This is a genomic window from Pseudomonas lini (assembly GCF_001042905.1).
GTDB classification, from domain to species: domain Bacteria; phylum Pseudomonadota; class Gammaproteobacteria; order Pseudomonadales; family Pseudomonadaceae; genus Aquipseudomonas; species Aquipseudomonas lini.
Genome location: NZ_JYLB01000002.1, coordinates 194,350 through 212,775, shown reverse-complemented (window position 1 = coordinate 212,775; position 18,426 = coordinate 194,350). Strand labels below are relative to the sequence as shown.

At 59.7% G+C, this 18,426-nt stretch carries 19 protein-coding genes; 13 read left to right on the top strand and 6 right to left on the bottom strand.

The genetic code is table 11. From position 1 onward, the window contains the following. Window positions 1-65 precede the first annotated feature (65 nt). On the bottom strand, window positions 66-2,210 hold the full coding sequence (dinG, locus tag TU81_RS05360) for an ATP-dependent DNA helicase DinG (RefSeq protein WP_038979230.1): 2,145 nt from the start codon (window positions 2,208-2,210) through the stop codon (window positions 66-68). Between the two features lie 86 nt (window positions 2,211-2,296). Here dinG and TU81_RS05355 point away from each other — a divergent pair, with 86 nt between their 5' ends. Then, window positions 2,297-2,761 (top strand): CopD family protein, encoded by a 465-nt coding sequence (locus tag TU81_RS05355; RefSeq protein ID WP_048393882.1) that lies wholly within the window; start codon window positions 2,297-2,299, stop codon window positions 2,759-2,761. 195 nt (window positions 2,762-2,956) lie between these two features. Here the strand turns inward: TU81_RS05355 and TU81_RS05350 are convergent, their stop codons facing one another. The 4 genes from TU81_RS05350 to TU81_RS05335 all read right to left on the bottom strand — a co-directional run bounded on the left by TU81_RS05350 (window position 2,957) and on the right by TU81_RS05335 (window position 5,664). Next, window positions 2,957-3,715, bottom strand: coding sequence for a collagen-like triple helix repeat-containing protein (locus tag TU81_RS05350; protein WP_048393881.1), 759 nt, complete (start codon window positions 3,713-3,715; stop codon window positions 2,957-2,959). Beyond that, entirely contained in the window at window positions 3,708-3,986 is a 279-nt protein-coding gene (locus TU81_RS05345; protein ID WP_038979227.1) for a DUF1145 domain-containing protein, read from the bottom strand. Before TU81_RS05345 ends, TU81_RS05350 begins: the two co-directional genes overlap by 8 nt. A gap of 178 nt (window positions 3,987-4,164) precedes the next feature. Next, window positions 4,165-4,878 (bottom strand): OmpA family protein, encoded by a 714-nt coding sequence (locus tag TU81_RS05340; protein ID WP_048393878.1) that lies wholly within the window; start codon window positions 4,876-4,878, stop codon window positions 4,165-4,167. A gap of 90 nt (window positions 4,879-4,968) precedes the next feature. Beyond that, window positions 4,969-5,664, bottom strand: a complete 696-nt coding sequence (locus tag TU81_RS05335; protein ID WP_038979225.1) for an OmpA family protein — start codon at window positions 5,662-5,664, stop codon at window positions 4,969-4,971. Window positions 5,665-5,865: 201 nt separating this feature from the next. On the opposite strand from TU81_RS05335, the gene TU81_RS05330 reads away from it, so the two are divergent. From TU81_RS05330 to TU81_RS05315, 4 genes are all read left to right on the top strand, one after another. Beyond that, window positions 5,866-6,363, top strand: coding sequence for a DUF6231 family protein (locus tag TU81_RS05330; RefSeq protein ID WP_008005788.1), 498 nt, complete (start codon window positions 5,866-5,868; stop codon window positions 6,361-6,363). A 4-nt stretch (window positions 6,364-6,367) separates the two neighbouring features. Further along, complete coding sequence (locus TU81_RS05325; protein WP_038979224.1) at window positions 6,368-6,844, top strand: YchJ family protein; 477 nt, start codon at window positions 6,368-6,370, stop codon at window positions 6,842-6,844. 79 nt (window positions 6,845-6,923) lie between these two features. Then, window positions 6,924-7,415: an LEA type 2 family protein gene (locus TU81_RS05320; RefSeq protein WP_038979223.1), complete on the top strand. Its 492-nt coding sequence runs from the start codon at window positions 6,924-6,926 to the stop codon at window positions 7,413-7,415. A 5-nt stretch (window positions 7,416-7,420) separates the two neighbouring features. Then, window positions 7,421-7,639 carry an SEC-C metal-binding domain-containing protein gene (locus TU81_RS05315; protein ID WP_046046248.1) on the top strand — a complete coding sequence of 73 codons (219 nt, stop codon included), beginning with the start codon at window positions 7,421-7,423 and terminating at the stop codon, window positions 7,637-7,639. Window positions 7,640-7,743: 104 nt separating this feature from the next. On the opposite strand, the gene TU81_RS05310 is transcribed toward TU81_RS05315, so the two are convergent. Then, a complete protein-coding gene (locus TU81_RS05310) occupies window positions 7,744-8,292 on the bottom strand; it encodes a cysteine hydrolase family protein (protein ID WP_038979221.1) in 549 nt (182 codons plus the stop codon). A 146-nt stretch (window positions 8,293-8,438) separates the two neighbouring features. Here TU81_RS05310 and TU81_RS05305 point away from each other — a divergent pair, with 146 nt between their 5' ends. The 8 genes from TU81_RS05305 (at window position 8,439) to TU81_RS05270 (ending at window position 18,426) form a co-directional block, all read left to right on the top strand. Continuing rightward, a complete protein-coding gene (locus TU81_RS05305; protein ID WP_048393873.1) occupies window positions 8,439-9,083 on the top strand; it encodes a glutathione binding-like protein in 645 nt (214 codons plus the stop codon). A 298-nt stretch (window positions 9,084-9,381) separates the two neighbouring features. Beyond that, entirely contained in the window at window positions 9,382-11,832 is a 2,451-nt protein-coding gene (locus TU81_RS05300) for a penicillin acylase family protein (protein WP_048393871.1), read from the top strand. Window positions 11,833-11,989: 157 nt separating this feature from the next. Then, window positions 11,990-13,021, top strand: coding sequence for a ligase-associated DNA damage response exonuclease (locus TU81_RS05295; protein WP_048393869.1), 1,032 nt, complete (start codon window positions 11,990-11,992; stop codon window positions 13,019-13,021). Continuing rightward, window positions 13,018-14,706, top strand: coding sequence for an ATP-dependent DNA ligase (locus TU81_RS05290; protein WP_048393868.1), 1,689 nt, complete (start codon window positions 13,018-13,020; stop codon window positions 14,704-14,706). Before TU81_RS05295 ends, TU81_RS05290 begins: the two co-directional genes overlap by 4 nt. Window positions 14,707-15,020: 314 nt before the next feature. After that, window positions 15,021-15,803 (top strand): transporter substrate-binding domain-containing protein, encoded by a 783-nt coding sequence (locus TU81_RS05285; protein ID WP_038979216.1) that lies wholly within the window; start codon window positions 15,021-15,023, stop codon window positions 15,801-15,803. Between the two features lie 56 nt (window positions 15,804-15,859). Beyond that, window positions 15,860-16,588: an ABC transporter permease gene (locus tag TU81_RS05280; protein WP_048393865.1), complete on the top strand. Its 729-nt coding sequence runs from the start codon at window positions 15,860-15,862 to the stop codon at window positions 16,586-16,588. Beyond that, the gene (locus TU81_RS05275) at window positions 16,585-17,295 is read left to right on the top strand and encodes an ABC transporter permease (protein WP_048393863.1); all 711 of its coding nucleotides are present in this window, start codon (window positions 16,585-16,587) and stop codon (window positions 17,293-17,295) included. Before TU81_RS05280 ends, TU81_RS05275 begins: the two co-directional genes overlap by 4 nt. Before the next feature lie 12 nt (window positions 17,296-17,307). Continuing rightward, on the top strand, window positions 17,308-18,426 hold the full coding sequence (locus TU81_RS05270) for a succinylglutamate desuccinylase/aspartoacylase family protein (RefSeq protein ID WP_048393861.1): 1,119 nt from the start codon (window positions 17,308-17,310) through the stop codon (window positions 18,424-18,426).

Here is an 18,426-nt window from a genome sequence, read left to right as displayed (position 1 = left end):
GGGCCAGTGGAAAAGCGGTGGCAGTGAGGTAGACAACGCGGTGGGCCTATTTGCCCACCGGTGCATCAGGAAATTTCACGACGGAATGGCGGCAATGCATTGAGAATAGCTTTGCCGTAACGCTGCGTAACCAGGCGACGGTCGAGCAAGGTGATGGTGCCGCGGTCTTCTTCGGTCCGCAGCAAGCGACCGCAGGCCTGGACCAGCTTCAGCGAGGCGTCCGGCACGGAGATTTCCATGAACGGATTGCCACCGCGAGCCTCGATCCATTCCGCCAGGGCCGCTTCGACAGGATCGTCGGGTACCGAGAACGGAATTTTGGCAATCACCACGTGCTCGCAGTAGGCACCGGGCAAATCCACGCCTTCGGCGAAACTCGCCAGGCCGAACAACACGCTGGAATCCCCGCCATCAACCCGCGCCTTGTGCTTGTTCAGGGTTTCCTGCTTCGACAGGTTGCCTTGAATGAACACTTGCTTGCGCCAGTCGCGATCCAGACCGTCGAACACGTCCTGCATCTGCTTGCGTGAGGAGAACAGCACCAGGGTGCCACGTGAACCTTCTACCAGTTGCGGCAAGTCGCGGATGATCGCCGCGGTGTGAGCCGGCGCGTCACGCGGGTCGGCTTTCAGGTCCGGCACCCGCAGCACGCCGGCGTCGGCGTGATGGAACGGGCTCGGGACCACCGCGGTGACGGCTGTTTTAGGCAGGCCGGCACGCATGCGGAAGCGGTCGAAAGTGCCGAGCGCGGTCAGGGTCGCCGAGGTCACCAGCGCCCCGTAAGCCACGTTCCACAGGTTGCGCCGGAGCATGTCCGCCGCGAGGATCGGGCTGGCATTGACCTCGATGTCGAACAGCGAACCGCTTTCGGCCAGGGTCAGCCAACGGGCCATGGGCGGATTGTCTTCCGGGTCTTCGACGGTGAAGGCGGTCCACAACTCCCAGTTGCCCGAAGATCGGGACAACAGGCTGCCGAACAGCGGATACCACTCTTCGGCCTGGTTACTGGCGATGCCGATGTTGACCTCGCCATCCATGCCTTCCTTGAGCAGTTCGGTGAGCCGGGTGAACAGGTCGGTCAGGCGGGCAAAGCCCTTCTTCAGCTCGATACCCATTTCGCGCATGTGCTCGGGAATCACCCCGCCGACGAAACGGTGACGTGGCCGCTCGCGACCTTCGACGTCTTCGCCGGGTTTGAAGTCGGCGGCTTGCTCGCAGGCAGTGAACATGAACTGCTGCTGGGTTTTGATCTCCCGGGCCAGCTCCGGCACCTGCTCGATCAACTTGCCCAGATCGCCCGGCAGCGGGTGCTGGGCCAGCAGTTTGGTGAGGTTCTTGGCGGTGGTTTCCAGCCAGTCGGCGGTGGAACGCAGACGCGTGTAGTGAGCGAAGTGACCGATAGCCTTGTCCGGCAGGTGATGGCCTTCGTCGAATACGTAGATGGTGTCACGCGGGTCCGGCAGCACGGCACCGCCGCCCAGGGCCAGGTCGGCCAGGACCATGTCGTGGTTGGTGACGATCACGTCGACCTTGCCCATACCTTCGCGGGCCTTGTAGAAGGCGCACTGGCCGAAGTTCGGGCAATGACGGTTGGTGCACTGGCTGTGATCGGTGGTCAGGCGCGCCCAGTCGGCGTCTTCCAGCGCTGTCGACCAACTGTCGCGGTCGCCGTCCCACTTATTACCGGCGAGCTTCTCGATCATGCTGGTGAACAGCTTCTGGCTGGCCTCATCGACCTCGATCTTGAAGCCTTCTTCTTCGAAAAGCTGCGCGGTGGCAGTCTGCGCATGACCTTCCTGGAGCAACATGTCGAGTTTGGACAGGCACATGTAGCGCCCGCGGCCCTTGGCCAGGGCGAAGCTGAAATTCAGCCCGCTGTTGCGCATCAGGTCGGGCAAATCCTTGTAGACGATCTGCTCTTGCAGGGCCACGGTGGCCGTGGCAATCACCAGACGCTTGCCGGCGGCCTTCGCGGTCGGGATGGCCGCCAGGCTGTAGGCCACGGTTTTGCCGGTACCGGTGCCCGCTTCCACCGCGACAATCGCGGGGTCGCCACTGCGCCGGCCTTCGTCGTCGGTGTCGATGGCACCGAGGACCTTGGCAATTTCGGCGATCATCAGGCGTTGGCCGTAGCGCGGCTTGAGGCTCTTGGCTTCGAGAAAACGCGAGTAGGCGCCCTGGATCGTGGTTTTGAGTTCGGTGCTGATCATCAAAAAAGGCTGGATAAATTTTCAGTGGTTCGGATCGGCCGCTATCATACCCCGCTAATCAATCCCGCGCAGAACGGAGTACCTCAATGACACCTTTTGGCATCGTTTATACCCTGCATGTCCTGGCCGCCCTGGTGTGGGTCGGCGGCATGTTTTTCGCCTGGATGGTCTTGCGCCCCGCGGCGATGAAGGCGCTGGAAGGCCCTGCCCGGTTGAAGCTGTGGGTGGAAGTGTTTCAAGGTTTTTTCCGCTGGGTCTGGGTCGCGGTGGTGCTTTTACCGATCAGTGGCGTGGGCATGATTCATCTGCAGTTCGCCGGATTTGAAGCGGCGCCGCGGTATGTGCAGGTGATGATGGGATTGTATGTGGTGATGACGGCGCTGTTTATCCGGATTCAGGCGTTGCTGCTGCCGGAATTGCGCACGACGGTGACGACTCAGGATTGGCCGGCGGGGGCGGCGGTGTTGGGTAAGATTCGTCGGTTGGTGGGGATTAACCTGCTGGTCGGGTTGGCGCTGGTGGCGATTGCGGCGGCTCGGCCGATGTTTTGAGGAATATGTAGTTTGGGGGAGCTTTTGTGGCGAGGGGGCTTGTCGGAACGCCGCATCGCCCCGTTCGGCTGCGAAGCAGTCGTAAACCAGTCACCGCGTTCATTCTGAAAGAATGGGGTGGCTGGTTTTGGGGCCGCTTCGCGACCCAACGGGGGCAAGCCCCCTCGCCACAGGTGGGAACGATCGCTTGAGGACTTACAACCGCTGAATGCTCACCGAACCAGCCACCCCCGCAGGCCCTGGCAGGCCATCGGCACCGGGACGACCACTCTTGCCGCCATCGGCTTTATAGACGACGCAGCCCTTGGCTTTGCCACCCGCTCCCGGTTTTCCACCAGGCCCTGCCGCGCCACCAACCCCGCCTGCAACCTCGACCTTGATCTGCTCCGTCGGGTAATCACGCGGCACTTCCAGCCGAACCAGCGCCCCAGGTGCGCCCGGCTGGCCGTCGCTGCCATTACTGCCATCGGCGCCGCGACCGGCCTGGCCCCAGGTGCAACCCGGTGCTTGACCATTAGCCCCATCGAGGCCGACAAAACCTGGAGCGCCCGCACCACCGCGAGCGTCTACTGACAATTGCGGCGCGTTCAACGCTTTGATCTGCAAATCCAGATTGCGCCCGGAGCGAGCGGCCTTGAGGTATGTCCCCGGCGCGCCCCGCGCAGTGATCTGGCTGCCTTCGGCCAACTCGGCACGGCTGACCTTCAACGCCAGAGCCTGCTCGCTCGGCACAATGGCGATCCGCGCGTCGCGTCCCAGATGCAGCTCGCCGACCGTCACTTCGGTCACGTTCGAGGGAATCAGCAAGGTGCCGTAATCGGCGACTTCCAGCCGTTCCAGTTGCAAGGTACTGGCCGTGTTGGGCAAGCGCATCAGCGAGTTGGTTTCGACGCTCACCACCTGCGCGCAGGCCAATGGGCTGATAAGTGCAGCGAGCAGACAGAATTTACGCATGGGAGGCCTTCGAAGCGGCCGGGGCCGGAATGGTTTGCAGGTGGAAAACGCCGAAAAAGACGATCTTCAGGCGATCACGCCAAGGGTGGGCTCGACCTTTGAGGCTGCGATTGCAGAACACCAGCTCCAGAAGATGGAGGCCTGCCAACACACTGCCTGCAAAATTGATCAGCAGGTGAAACGGATGAATAAATGGTATGAGCAGATTGACCAGCGCCACCAGCCAGAACAGCAGGGTCAACAACTTCCCCAGCCCCCAAAACACCTTCATACGCCCCCCCGTTGAGAATTATTCTTTGCACGCACAGTAACGGCTTACGCGCGGGATAAGCCAGAGGGCAACAAAAAATTCTTCCCGAAGGTCGCGGATTGGCCGTCGGACCCACCTTGATCGTGGTCCGACGGCTCTATCACGCGGCTTATAGCCACAGAGCTTAAAGTCACAGAGCTTAGCGATTGATGTGCAATTCCACGCGACGGTTCTGCGCTCGTCCTTCTTCCGTATCGTTATCGGCCACCGGCTGGCTTTCGCCCCGGCCTTCGCTGGTGAGTTTGTCCGGCGCCAACCCCTGACTCAACAGGTAGGCCGCTACGCTGCTGGCACGACGTTCCGACAGTTTCTGGTTATAGGCGTCCGAACCCTGGCTGTCGGTATGACCGATGACTTTAATGCTCGCCACATCGGCGTTCTGCAATTTGGCCATCAGCGAATCCAGCTCACTGCGCGCTTCGGGCATCAGGTCGGATTGGTTGTAAGCGAACAGCACGTTACCGTTCAGGGTGATGACTTCGGATACAGGTGTTTCAACAGGTTTCACGCTGGCCGGGTATTGCGGCAGCGGGCAACCGTGATGTTCGACAGGGGTATCGGCAGGTGTATCGGGGCAGCGGTCACGTCGATCGAAGACACCATCATCGTCTTCATCGCCATCCTGGGCATAACAGATCAGGCCACCGGTCAAGATCCCTAGCGCCCCTCCACCCGCTGCCCAGGCACTACTTTCTATTGCACCCAAACCACCGCCAACCAGTCCGCCTATGACGCTGCAGATCGGCCAGGTACGTTGATTGAGGGGGGCGGTGCCATCGCTGTGAGTCGCACAACCGGTCAGAAGACTGCCAAGCAGCAGAACCGGCAAGACGGTCCTTGTAAGAACGCTCATTGTGAATGCTCCTGTGTCACCGGCCCATACCGGTCACACAGGAGTAAAGACCCGCATCCGCGACTGTACAAGCCACGGAATGCGAGAGACCTAGCGGTTGATTTTGATTTCCGTGCGCCGGTTCATCGCACGGCCGTCAGCGGTTTTGTTATCGGCCACCGGCTGGCTTTCACCGGCACCGGTCACAGACACGAAACTGCTGCGTGGCACGCCTTGGGAAATCAGGTATTCCACCACTGAATGGGCGCGTCTATCCGACAGTTTCTGGTTGTAGGCATCACTGCCGACACTGTCGGTATGCCCGGTCACGGTCAGTTGGGCGCTGGAGGATTCCTGTTTCAGGCGCGTGGCAATGGTGTTGAGTACGTCTTTATCGGCAGGGGTGAGCTTGGCCGAGTCGAACTGGAAGTGCACATCACGGATAACGATGACTTCTTCCTTGACCACCGCCACCTCTTCGACCACCGGCGCAGGCGCAGGTGGAGGGCAGCCGTTGGCATCGACCTGCACGCCTTTAGGTGTACCCGGGCACTTGTCGCGGCTGTCCAGCACACCATCGCCGTCTTCATCGCCATCGCCGTGCACCCAGCACCAGGCTGCTGCCGTGCCGCCGACCAGCAGCGCGCCATACCCCGCCCATGCCGAGCTTTCGGTCGCGCCGAGCCCTGCGCCGATAACACCGCCGACACCCGCACAGGTAGGCCAGTCGGTTTTCTGCAAACCTGCGCAACCAGTCAACACACTGGTTAGCAGAACCAAGGGTAATGCTGTCCGAATTATGCTCATCTAGTTCTTCTCCTGAGGGATCGGCTTAAAACCGATTCTAGGGAGTAAAGACCCGACTTTTAATCTCCGCCAGCAATACGTCATTGCTGCTTTGCCCCATGTTCACGGAAGATCGGCGCTTTTTGGCTAAACCCTCGAGACGGGACACTAGGCCCGGACGTTGGGGCAGGCTAGTCTTGGCGTTCTGATTGAGGATCTTCGATGATTGCAGGTATTTCTTCGCGCACGCCCCAACAGGCGTTGGCCGCTTTGCTTGATCGTTACGCCCCGGCGCGTCTGTTGCTGATTGGCGCCAGCGAATTCCCCGCGCTTGAGGCATTCAAGCTCGCGCACCCGGACAGCATCGTCGCCTTTGCTGCGCCAGGGCCACTGCCCGCCGAACAGGCAGCACAACGGTTTGATCTGGCGCTGGTGGTCGATTGTCTTGAACACTTGCCCAAGCGCGACGGCCTGAATCTGCTCGGCGGGATACGCAACCTCAATGCCAGTCGCATTGCGGTGCTGGCCGACTTGCCGGCCTGCGGTTGGCAGGAGACGGACTTTTTCTCCCTGGCGCTGCAAGCCAGCGAACGCTTCCAGCGCGATGATCAAGTACTGACCCTGTTTACCTACGATCTGCTTGACTATAAACAGGTGCCCGACTGGCTGAACTCACGCTTCTGGGCCAATCCGGAAAACTTCGGGAAATATTGGTGGTAACCCAATGAGTACATCCATTTGCCCTTGCGGCAGCGGCACACTCCTCGATGCCTGCTGTGGCCATTACCACGCCGGCCACCCCGCCCCCAGCGCCGAAGTCTTGATGCGTTCGCGCTACAGCGCCTATGTACTGGGGCTGATCGACTATCTGGTGGCGACCACCCTGCCCGCGCAACAGGCCGGCCTGGACCGCCAGTCAATCAGCGACTGGAGCGCCCAAAGCACCTGGCTGGGCCTGGAGGTGGAAAGCGCCGAGGTCTTCGGCGGTCAGCCGGAGCATGCTTTCGTCACCTTCACCGCTCGTTGGCACGACAGCAGCGGCGAACACAGCCACCGCGAACGTTCGTCATTCGTACAGAACGCCGGCCACTGGTATTTCATCGACCCCACCGTGTTACTCAAGGCAGGGCGTAACGATGCGTGCCCATGCGCCAGCGGGCAGAAGTTCAAGAAGTGTTGCGCGGGGTATTTCGGCGCTTGAGGTGATCCCTGTAGCAGCTGTCGACGGCCGAACGCAGCCTCGCAGGCTCGACAGCTGCTACAAAGAGAGAAACACGACCATGAATACTCGGCGGCGCGCATTACAGCTGCTCACCCTGCTCCTGTTTCTGGGGCTCGGCGGCTGTGCGTCGTGGTTCGACTTCGACAACGATCTGCCAGAGCCAGAAGTACATCTGGTCAAGGTCGAAGTGGTCCGGGCCAAACTACTGGAGCAGAAATTCCTGCTGCATTTTCGCGTCGACAATCCCAACGACCAAGACCTGACGGTGCGTGCCCTGGAATATCGCATTCACTTGGGGGACATGTTGCTGACTGAAGGCGAGCACGAACACTGGTTCACGGTCGGCCCCAAACGCAGCGCTTATTTTAAAGTGCCGATCCGCACCAACCTGTGGCCGAAAGTCCGGGACCTGGTGAAGCTGCTGAAAAAACCCGACCAACCCATTCCCTATCGTCTGGAAGGTGAACTGGAAACCGGTTTATTCATCGCGCACTACGTGCACCTGGCACGTAATGGCGTGATAATCGCCGCCGATTTAATTCCGGAGTGACCCCGATGACCCAGCAACCTCATGTCCATGGCCCTGACTGCAACCACGATCACGACCATCACGACCATCACGACCACCATGATCACGACCATGGCCATGTCCACGGCCCGAACTGCGGCCACGCCCACCAGGAACCGGTGCGCAACGCCCTGAAAGATGTCGGCCGTAACGACCCTTGCCCTTGCGGCAATGGCAAGAAATTCAAGAAGTGCCACGGCGCATAACGCGCTGACGCACTGCTTCTGTAGGAGCGAGGCTTGCCCGCGAAGAACGATGACGCGGTTTGTCTGAATGTCCGTGGTGACCTTTTCGCGGGCAAGCCTCGCTCCTACAAAATCTGCGCAGTGCTCACAACCGTCGCATATTCGCCATGCAAATTACCCAGCGACATCGCATGCACTTCCTCGGCTGAATGGGCGTTACCGAAAAAATCCGCCTTGTCGAAGGTAAAGCACGCATCCTCGGCAACCCAGGTTTCAAACCCCAGATTCCCCGCCGTTCGCGCCGTGGACTCGACCGAGTTGTGGGTCGCCACGCCAACGATGATCAACTGATCGATCCCCGCCTCGCACAAACGTGCTTCCAGCCCCGTCGAACAAAAGGCATCCGGCACCTGTTTCTGAATCAGCCACTCACCCATCGATGGTTGAAAACGCTCCTGAAATTCCACCCCCGACTGCTGTGGCCAGAACACTGAATCCTCTGAGCGGGACAGGTGCTGCACATGAATCACCGGCCGCCCGGTTCGGCGCCAATATCCCAGCAATTCCAGGATGCGCTCTTCGGCCTGTGGATTGTTTCGGCGGCCCAACTTGGGATGCAGGATGCCTTTTTGTTGATCGATGATGATCAGCGCTGCGTTTGTCTTGAGCTCCATGCTGACTTTTCTCCTGCTGGGGCATTGAATTCCCCGCACTTCAGCATCACCTCTTGCTACTGGCAAGCCATCAAACGCAAACAGGACGACCTGATGCCGACGGTCGCTGTCCGTACCTGACGATGTCTCTTGATTTGGAGTACTTCATGATCGACTTGTATTACTGGACCACCCCCAACGGCCACAAGATTTCGATATTCCTGGAAGAAGTAGGCCTGCCGTACAACGTTTATCCGATTAACATCAGCCAGAACGACCAGTTCAAACCTGAGTTCCTGAAGATATCGCCGAACAACAAAATCCCGGCCATCGTCGATCATGAGCCGGTCGATGGCGGTGAACCGTTGGCACTGTTCGAGTCGGGGGCGATTCTGCTGTACCTGGCGGAGAAAACCGGCAAGTTCCTGCCCAAAGACCTGCGCGGTCGCCAGCAAGCGCTGCAATGGCTGTTCTGGCAGATGGGCGGCCTGGGGCCGATGGCCGGGCAAAATCATCACTTCAGCCAATTCGCACCGGAAAAAATCCCCTACGCGATCAAGCGCTACATCGACGAAACCGCCCGCCTCTATGGCGTGCTCGACAAGCAGCTGGCCAACAATGACTTTGTTGCCGGCAGCGAATACAGCATTGCCGACATGGCGATCTACCCGTGGATCGTTTCTCACAAATGGCAGAGCCAGAACCTGGAAGACTTCCCCAACGTGCTGCGCTGGTTCAACCACATCCAGAACCGCCCGGCGACGGTGAAGGCCTATGCGCTGGTGGCCAAGGTTAATCCGCCTAAATCCTGATGCAAACACAAACCCTCAGCTATCCACAAACCCTGTGGCGAGGGGGCTTGCCCCCGTTCGGCTGCGCAGCAGTCGTGAAACCATCACCGCCGTTCTTGCAGAAGAACACCGTTGTCGGTTTTGGGACCGCTTCGCGGTCCAACGGGGGCAAGCCCCCTCGCCACAGGTAACGCATCGCCTGGGAGTGTGTGGTTTATCAGACAAATGTTGAAATAACCCCATACCCCGCTTGCGCGACCACCTCCTGCTCACTAACGTAGCGCCTTTATTGCGTCACTACCCCCGCAGGAGCTTTGCCATGGCCTCGCCAGCCCTCACACATTTTCTTCCCCGGTTCGGCGTTGCCGCAGCAGTGGCCGGTGTTTTAAGCCTGACTGGTTGTCAGACCTGGAACACTCAAGACACCCTCCCGCCAGCCTCCGGCGTGCAACCGCTCAAGGGCTTGGCGCAGAACGTTTCGATTCGACGCAATGCCATGGGCATGCCGCTGATCGAGAGCAACAGCTTCCACGATGCACTGTTCACCCTCGGCTACGTGCACGCCAGCGACCGCATCAGCCAAATGGTCACTCTGCGTTTGCTGGCGCAGGGTCGTCTGGCGGAGATGTCCGGTTCAGACTTGCTCGACGCCGACCGCTACATGCGTGCAGTCAATCTGAAGAAAAGCGCGGGTGAGCTGTACAAGGCCTCTTCGCCGCGCCTCAAGCGCTTCTTCGAAGTCTATGCCCGTGGGGTCAACGCCTACCTGTTCCGCTACCGCGACAAACTGCCTGCGGACCTAGCAGCCACTGGCTACAAACCGGAATACTGGAAACCGGAAGATTCGGCGCTGATTTTCTGCCTGCTGAATTTCAGTCAATCGGCGAACCTGCCGGAAGAAATTTCCTCATTGATGCTGGCCCAGACGGTCAGTACCGACAAGCTGGCGTGGCTTGCGCCGTCCGCCCCTGACGAAAAACTGCCGGTCGCTGAAGCCGAAAAACTTCAGGGCTTCAAACTCAACGGGCAAATCCCGGGGCTGAGCGAAATCAGCAAAGCCACCGGTCAACTGTCCGACTTGAACCTGCTGGGCGCCACGTCTTCGAACAACTGGGCGATCGCCCCGCAACGCAGCCGCAGCGGCAAAAGCCTGTTGGCCAGCGACAGCCATAGGCCGCTGGGCGTGCCGTCGCTGTTCAGTTACGTACAGATTCGCGCGCCGAAATACCAGGCATCCGGCGTGACCATTGCCGGGTTACCCATGGTGCTCGGTGGTTTCAACGGCAAAGTGGCGTGGAGCATGACCACGGTCATGGGCGACAACCAGGACCTGTTCCTGGAAAAAATCAAACGCCAAAGCAATGGCCTTTCCTACGAAGTCAGCGGCAAATGGCAGCCGGCGATCGTGCGTAACGAAACCTACTTCGTCAAAGGCCAGAAGCCGATTCGCGAAGCGGTGTACGAAACCCGCCACGGGCCGTTGCTCAACAGCGCCCAAGGCACCGCGTTGGCGAATGGTTTCGGCCTGGCTTTGCAGACGCCGAACTTCACCGACGACAAAACCCTGGACGCCTTTTTCGACCTGTCCCGAGCGCAGAGCGTCGAGAAGGCCTCGGACGCCAGCCGTGAAATACGCGCCATCGCCCTGAATCTGGTGTTTGCCGATGCCAGCAACATTGGCTGGCAAGTCACCGGTCGCTACCCGAACCGTCGCGAAGGTGAAGGCTTGCTGCCGTCGCCGGGCTGGGAAGGTCGTTACGACTGGGACGGTTACGCCGACCCGATGCTCCATCCGTATGACCAAGACCCGACTCAGGGCTGGCTCGGCACCGCCAACCAACGGGTCATTCCCCATGGCTATGGCATGCAACTGTCCAATTCCTGGTCAGCGCCGGAGCGCGGCGAGCGCATGGCCGAACTGGCGGGCGTAGGCAAGCACGACACTCGTAGCGTGATCGCCATGCAATACGACCAGACCACCACCTTCGCTGCCAAGCTGAAGAAAATGTTTGAAGCGCCGGGCATGGCTCAGCCACTCAAACAGGCCATCGAAGCGCTGCCGGAGGTTGATCGCGGCAAGGCTCGCGAGGCTTACACACGCTTGATGGCTTTCGACGGCAAACTCAGCCCGACCTCCGCCGACGCGGCGATTTACGAGCTGTTCCTGCAGGAAAGCACTAAACAGATTTTCCTCGACGAACTGGGCCCGGAAAGCAGCCCGGCGTGGAAGGCCTTTATCGCCAACGGCAAGTTGTCTTACGCGGCTCAGGCCGACCATCTGCTGAGCCGTGAGGACAGTCCGTTCTGGGACGACCTGCGCACCTCGCAGAAAGAAGACAAACCGGCGATTCTCGCCCGTAGCCTGGCGGCCGCAATCAGCGCGGGTGACAGCCAGTTGGGTGGCGATCACAAAGCCTGGCAGTGGGGCAAACTGCATCGCTATGAGTGGAAGAACGTCAGTGGCCAGACCGTGCGCGGTCCGCTGGCAGCCGGCGGCGACCACACCACGCTCAACACCGCCGCGTTCACCTGGGGTCAGGACTTCAACACCACACAGGCACCGGCCATGCGCTTTATCGTCGATTTCGGCCAGGCCGAACCGCTGATGGGCCAGAACGGTACCGGCCAATCCGGCAACCCGGCCAGCCCGCACTATCTCGACAGCGTCGATCCATGGCTCAAGGGGCAATACATGAGCCTGCCGATGCAGCCGCAGAACTTTGACAAGGTGTATGGCAAGACGCGGTTGACGCTGACGCCTGGCAAGTAAGTAAGTCAGTCAAAAGACAAGATCGCAGCCTGCGGCAGTTCCTACAAAAGCTGCCGCAGGCTGCGAGCTTTTGATTTTTACCACCCATAAAAATAAATAGAACTTCTCGTCTCGCGCAAACCTCCTAGCTAACAGGCCTCTCCATTTGGGTAACAATATGGACCTTGTTATCGCTCGTCCTGAAGGTTTGTACTGCCCGCCCGGGGATTTCTATATTGACCCATGGCAGCCGGTCGAACGCTCGCTGATCACCCATGCCCACAGCGACCATGCTCGCCGTGGCAATCAACATTATCTGGCGGCGGCACCGGGTGCAGGCATTCTGCGCGCGCGTCTGGGCCAGGACATCAACCTGCAAACCTTGCCCTATGGCGAGCAGTTGCTGCACCACGGCGTAAAACTGAGTTTTCACCCTGCGGGTCATGTACTCGGCTCGGCCCAGGTACGGCTGGAATACGGCGGTGAGGTCTGGGTCGCCTCGGGGGATTACAAGACCGAACCCGACGGCACCTGTGCGCCATTCGAACCGGTGCGTTGCCACACGTTCATCACGGAATCGACATTCGGTTTGCCGATTTACCGCTGGCAACCCCAGACGCAGATCTTTGCCGAGATCAATCAGTGGTGGCAGACCAACGCCGCAGCCGACAAAACCAGCGTGCTGCTCTGCTATTCCTTCGGCAAGGCTCAGCGGATTCTCCACGGCATCGATGCCAGTCTCGGTCCCATTCTGGTCCATGGCGCGGTTGAACCCATCAATCGGATTTATCGCGAGAGCGGCATTTATTTACCGCCAACGATCTATTCCGGCGAAGTAAAAAAACATGACCCGATGATGCGCAAGGCCTTGGTCCTCGCACCACCTCCGGCTGGCGCCAGCCCTTGGATATGGCGTTTCGGTGACTACAGCGATGGCTTCGCCAGCGGTTGGATGCGCTTGCGCGGGACACGGCGGCGGCGCGGCGTGGACCGCGGTTTCGTGCTGTCCGACCACGCCGACTGGCCCGGCCTGCTCTGGGCCATCGAACAAACCGGAGCCGAACGCGTGATCGTCACCCATGGTTCGATTGGAGTGCTGGTGCGCCATCTGCGCGAACTAGGCCTCGATGCCATGAGTTTCAGCACCGAGTACGGCGATGATGAAGACACCCCTGTCCTCGAACCCGAGAGCGCTGAGGTGCTGGCATGAAAGCCTTCGCCGACTTGTATGCCGAACTCGATGCCACCACCTCGAGCAACGCCAAACTGACGGCGATGCAGAACTATTTCGCCCAAGCCGCGCCTGAAGATGCCGCCTGGGCGGTGTACTTTCTGTCCGGTGGACGACCTCGGCAATTGGTGCCGGTACGAATGCTGCGGGAAATGGCCACAGCGTTTTCCGGGCTCTCGCCCTGGTTGTTCGAGGAAAGTTATCAGGCCGTCGGTGATCTGGCGGAAACCATTTCGCTGGTGCTGCCCGAAAAGCTCCACACCTCTACCGACGGGCTGGCGGTGTGGATAGAAGACAAACTGCTGCCACTGCGTAACGCCCCCCCGCAGACCCTCGCCGAATGCTTGCCGGCCCTGTGGGCGCAACTGGATCGCCAAAGCCTGATGCTGTGCATCAAATTGATCACCGGCAGTTTCCGTGTCGGGGTTTCCAAATTGCTGGTCACCCGCGCCCTGGCGGCGATGGCCGGGCTCGACAGCAAACGCGTGGCCCAGCGACTGGTGGGTTACACCGATCTGTCTAACCGCCCAAGCGCCGCCAGTTACCTGAAGCTGATCGCCCCCGAATCACCCAATGAGCATGCCCAACGGGGTGGCCAGCCGTACCCTTTTTTCCTCGCCCATGCGTTGTCGCACCCGGTCGAGCGGTTCGAAACCCTGCTCGGACCGGCCAGCCAGTGGCAAGTGGAATGGAAGTGGGACGGCATCCGCGCTCAAGTGGTCAAGCGCGATGGGCGCTTGTGGATCTGGTCGCGAGGTGAAGAACTGGTGACCGAACGCTTCCCCGAACTGGAGAGCCTGGTCCATGGCTTACCCGATGGCACGGTGATCGACGGTGAAATCGTCGCCTGGAAAGCTGCACAATCGGGTACCGAGGACACCTTCGACGCGCAATCGCTATCGCCCCCTTCCGTGCAGCCTTTCGCCCTGTTGCAACAGCGGATCGGCCGTAAAATGCTGAGCAAAAAAATCCTCGATGAGGTACCCGTGGTCATCCAGGCCTACGACTTACTGGAATGGCAGGGAGAGGATTGGCGTAACCAGACTCAAGCCACGCGCCGCACTCAGCTGGAACAACTCATCCTCACCTGCGCAAACCCGGTGTTACTGAGCTCGCCCGTGCTGACCGGTGAAGACTGGTTCGACCTCGCCCGTCAACGAGAAGCCTCCCGCAGACTGGGCGTCGAAGGCATGATGCTCAAGGCCCACGATGCACTGTATGGCGTCGGGCGGACCAAGGACATGGGGGTGTGGTGGAAATGGAAAGTCGACCCGTTCAGCGTCGATGCGGTGCTGATCTATGCCCAGCAGGGTCATGGCCGCCGGGCCAGTCTCTACACCGATTACACCTTCGCTGTGTGGGATGGCCCACCCTCTGCCCGCGAGCGAACGCTGGTGCCTTTCGCCAAGGCTTACTCCGGGTTGACCGACGAAGAAATGCGTCAGGTCGACAGCATCGTGCGCAAGACCACGGTGGAAAAGTTCGGACCGGTGAGCAGTGTGAAACCGACGTTGGTGTTTGAACTGGGATTCGAGGGCATTGCCCTGTCGAAACGGCACAAGAGCGGGATTGCGGTGCGGTTTCCGAGGATGCTGCGCTGGCGGCAGGACAAGTCGGTGGAGGACGCTGACAGCTTGGCGACGTTGCAGGATTTGCTCGCCTGACCTGATTTCTGTGGGCTGATCTTTTGCAGCGGCTGCGAAACCTGCTCTGTAGGAGCGAGGCTTGCCCGCGAAGGCGTCTTCAGGTACGCCAAAAGCTTCGCGGGCAAGCCTCGCTCCTACAGCACCACCCTGGCGCAGGGATTTGGCGATGCCCGTTTTCGTGCACAGATCGCGCTTTGCCACTTCTTGTATTACCTTTTAAACGCTTGTTCGGGACTCTGGTTCGGAAATTGCTACTTTGAATAGGTCTTACGCTTTCCAGTAACAGTACTTCTGCGCCACAAGCGCTCATATTGGTTCTTAGGGATTGAATAATGAAAAAAGCATTGCTGACCCTTTCTGCACTGGCGTTGTGCATGGCTGCCGGCTCCGCGCTGGCCAAGGAATACAAAGAATTGCGTTTTGGCGTTGACCCTTCTTACGCGCCGTTCGAGTCCAAAGCAGCCGACGGCAGCCTGGTAGGCTTCGACATCGATCTGGGCAATGCGATCTGCGCCGAGCTGAAGGTCAAGTGCAAATGGGTCGAAAGCGATTTCGACGGCATGATTCCGGGCCTCAAGGCCAATAAATTCGACGGTGTGATCTCTTCGATGACCGTCACCCCGGCCCGCGAAAAAGTCATCGACTTCTCCGACGAGCTGTTCTCCGGCCCAACCGCTTATGTATTCAAGAAAGGTTCCGGGCTGAGCGAAGATGTTGCGTCGCTGAAGGGCAAGACCGTCGGCTATGAGCAAGGCACCATCCAGGAAGCCTACGCCAAGGCCGTGCTGGACAAGGCTGGCGTGAAAACCCAGGCCTATCAGAACCAGGATCAGGTGTATTCGGACCTGATGTCCGGTCGCCTCGACGCAGCAATCCAGGACATGCTGCAAGCCGAACTGGGCTTCTTGAAGTCTCCAAAAGGCGAAGGCTACGAAGTCAGCAAGCCGGTCGACAGCGAATTGCTGCCGTCGAAAACAGCTATCGGTATCTCTAAAGGTAACAAAGACCTCAAAGACCTTTTGAATAAAGGTATCAAAGCGTTACACGACGATGGCACCTACGCCACCATTCAGAAGAAACACTTTGGCGATCTGAATCTGTACAGCGGCAAATAATGCCCGGCGCCCATCTCGCGATGGGCGCTTTTTTTACCCGATCAGGTTGCTGATTTATGTTCGAAAACCTATTACAAGACTTGGGGCTTTCTGCCTTCAGCCTCAAGGGCTTCGGTCCGTTGCTGATGGAAGGCACCTGGATGACCATCAAATTATCGGTGTTGTCACTTTTGTTGGCCGTATTGCTCGGTCTGCTCGGTGCCAGTGCCAAGCTGTCAAAAGTCAAACTGGTGCGTGTACCGGCCCAGCTCTACACCACGCTGATTCGTGGGGTGCCCGACCTGGTGCTGATGCTGCTGATCTTCTACAGCCTGCAAACCTGGCTGACCTCGTTTACCGACTTCATGGAATGGGAATACATCGAGATCAACCCGTTCAGCGCCGGGGTCATCACCCTGGGCTTCATTTATGGCGCGTACTTCACCGAAACGTTTCGCGGAGCGATCCTCGCCGTACCGCGGGGCCAGGTCGAAGCCGCCACTGCCTATGGCCTCAAACGCGGTCAGCGTTTTCGTCTCGTGGTGTTCCCGCAAATGATGCGCTTCGCCCTGCCGGGCATCGGTAACAACTGGATGGTGATGCTCAAGGCCACCGCGCTGGTCTCGATCATCGGCCTCGCCGACCTGGTCAAGGCTGCGCAGGACGCCGGGAAAAGCACTTATCAACTGTTCTACTTCCTGGTGCTTGCCGCATTGATTTACCTGCTGATCACCAGTGCCTCCAACGTCGTCCTGCGCTGGCTCGAACGCCGCTACGCCGCCGGTTCCCGGGAGGCCGTACGATGATCGAACTCTTGCAGGAATACTGGAGACCCTTCCTTTATACCGACGGCTACAACATCACTGGCCTGGCCATGACCATGTGGCTGCTCAGCGCGTCGATCTTCATCGGTTTTGTGGTGTCGATCCCGCTCTCCATCGCCAGGGTTTCGCCCAAGATCTACGTCCGTTGGCCGGTGCAGTTTTACACCTACCTGTTCCGGGGTACGCCGCTGTATATCCAGCTGCTGATTTGCTACACCGGGATCTACAGCCTGGCTGCCGTACGTGCCCAGCCTGTTCTTGATGCATTCTTTCGCGATGCGATGAACTGCACGATCCTGGCCTTCGCCCTGAATACCTGCGCCTACACCACGGAGATCTTCGCCGGGGCGATTCGCAGCATGGCGCACGGTGAAGTCGAAGCAGCCAAGGCCTACGGTCTGACAGGCTGGAAGCTTTATGCCTACGTCATCATGCCGTCGGCCCTGCGTCGCTCGTTGCCTTATTACAGCAACGAAGTGATTCTGATGCTGCATTCGACCACCGTGGCGTTCACCGCGACTATCCCGGATGTATTGAAAGTCGCTCGTGATGCGAACTCGGCGACCTTCATGACATTCCAGTCGTTCGGCATCGCCGCGCTGATCTACCTGACCGTTACCTTTGCGCTGGTCGGCCTGTTCCGTCTCGCCGAACGCCGATGGCTGGCCTTCCTCGGGCCGACTCACTAGGACAACTCGTACATGCGCCACCAGATTCATGACCTGCTGGCCCCGCTGCCGGGGACCGTGCGACAGATTCACAGCTTCCACTTCGGCCCGCCGTCGGCCAAAGGCAAGATTTACATCCAGTCTTCCCTGCATGCCGATGAATTGCCCGGCATGTTGGTGGCCTGGCACCTCAAGCAACGTATGGCGGAACTGGAAGCCGCCGGCCGGCTGCGCAGCGAAATCGTGCTGGTGCCCGTGGCGAACCCGGTCGGCCTGGAACAGGTGTTGATGGACGTTCCACTGGGCCGCTACGAGCTGGAAAGCGGGCAGAACTTCAATCGCTGGTTCGTCGACTTGAGTGAAGAAGTCGGTAACGAGATCGAAGGCCTGCTCGGCGACGATCCGCAACGTAACCTCGAACTGATCCGCGACAGCCTGCGCAAGGCGTTGGCGCGGCAGACCGCAGGCACTCAACTGCAATCCCAACGTCTGACCCTGCAACGGCTGGCCTGCGATGCGGACATGGTGCTGGACCTGCATTGTGATTTCGAAGCCGTGGCGCACCTCTACACCACGCCCGAGGCCTGGCCGCAGGTCGAGCCGCTGGCGCGCTACATCGGTTCCGAAGCCAGCCTGCTGGCCACTGACTCGGGTGGCCAGTCGTTCGATGAATGCTTCACTCTGCTCTGGTGGCAGCTGAAAGAGCGCTTCGGCGAGCAGTTCGAGATTCCGCTGGGCAGTTTTTCAGTTACCGTCGAATTGCGCGGCCAAGGTGACGTCAATCACCCGCTGGCAAGCCTCGACTGTCGGGCGCTGATCGATTATCTGATTCATTTCGGCGCGATTGCCGGTGAACCGGCGCCATTACCCGAACTGCCCTACCCGGCCACACCGCTGGCCGGCGTCGAACCGGTGGCGACACCCGTGGGCGGACTGCTGGTGTTCACGGCCCTGCCCGGGGAATACCTGGAGGCCGGGCAACTGATCGCCGAAGTGATCGACCCGATCAATGATCGCGTCACCCCTGTTCATTGCTCCGTCGCCGGGCTGATGTACGCCCGTTCGCTGCGGCGCATGGCCACTGCCGGCATGGTAATCGCCCACGTCGCGGGCACCGAAGCCTATCGCAGCGGCTACCTACTTTCGCCTTGA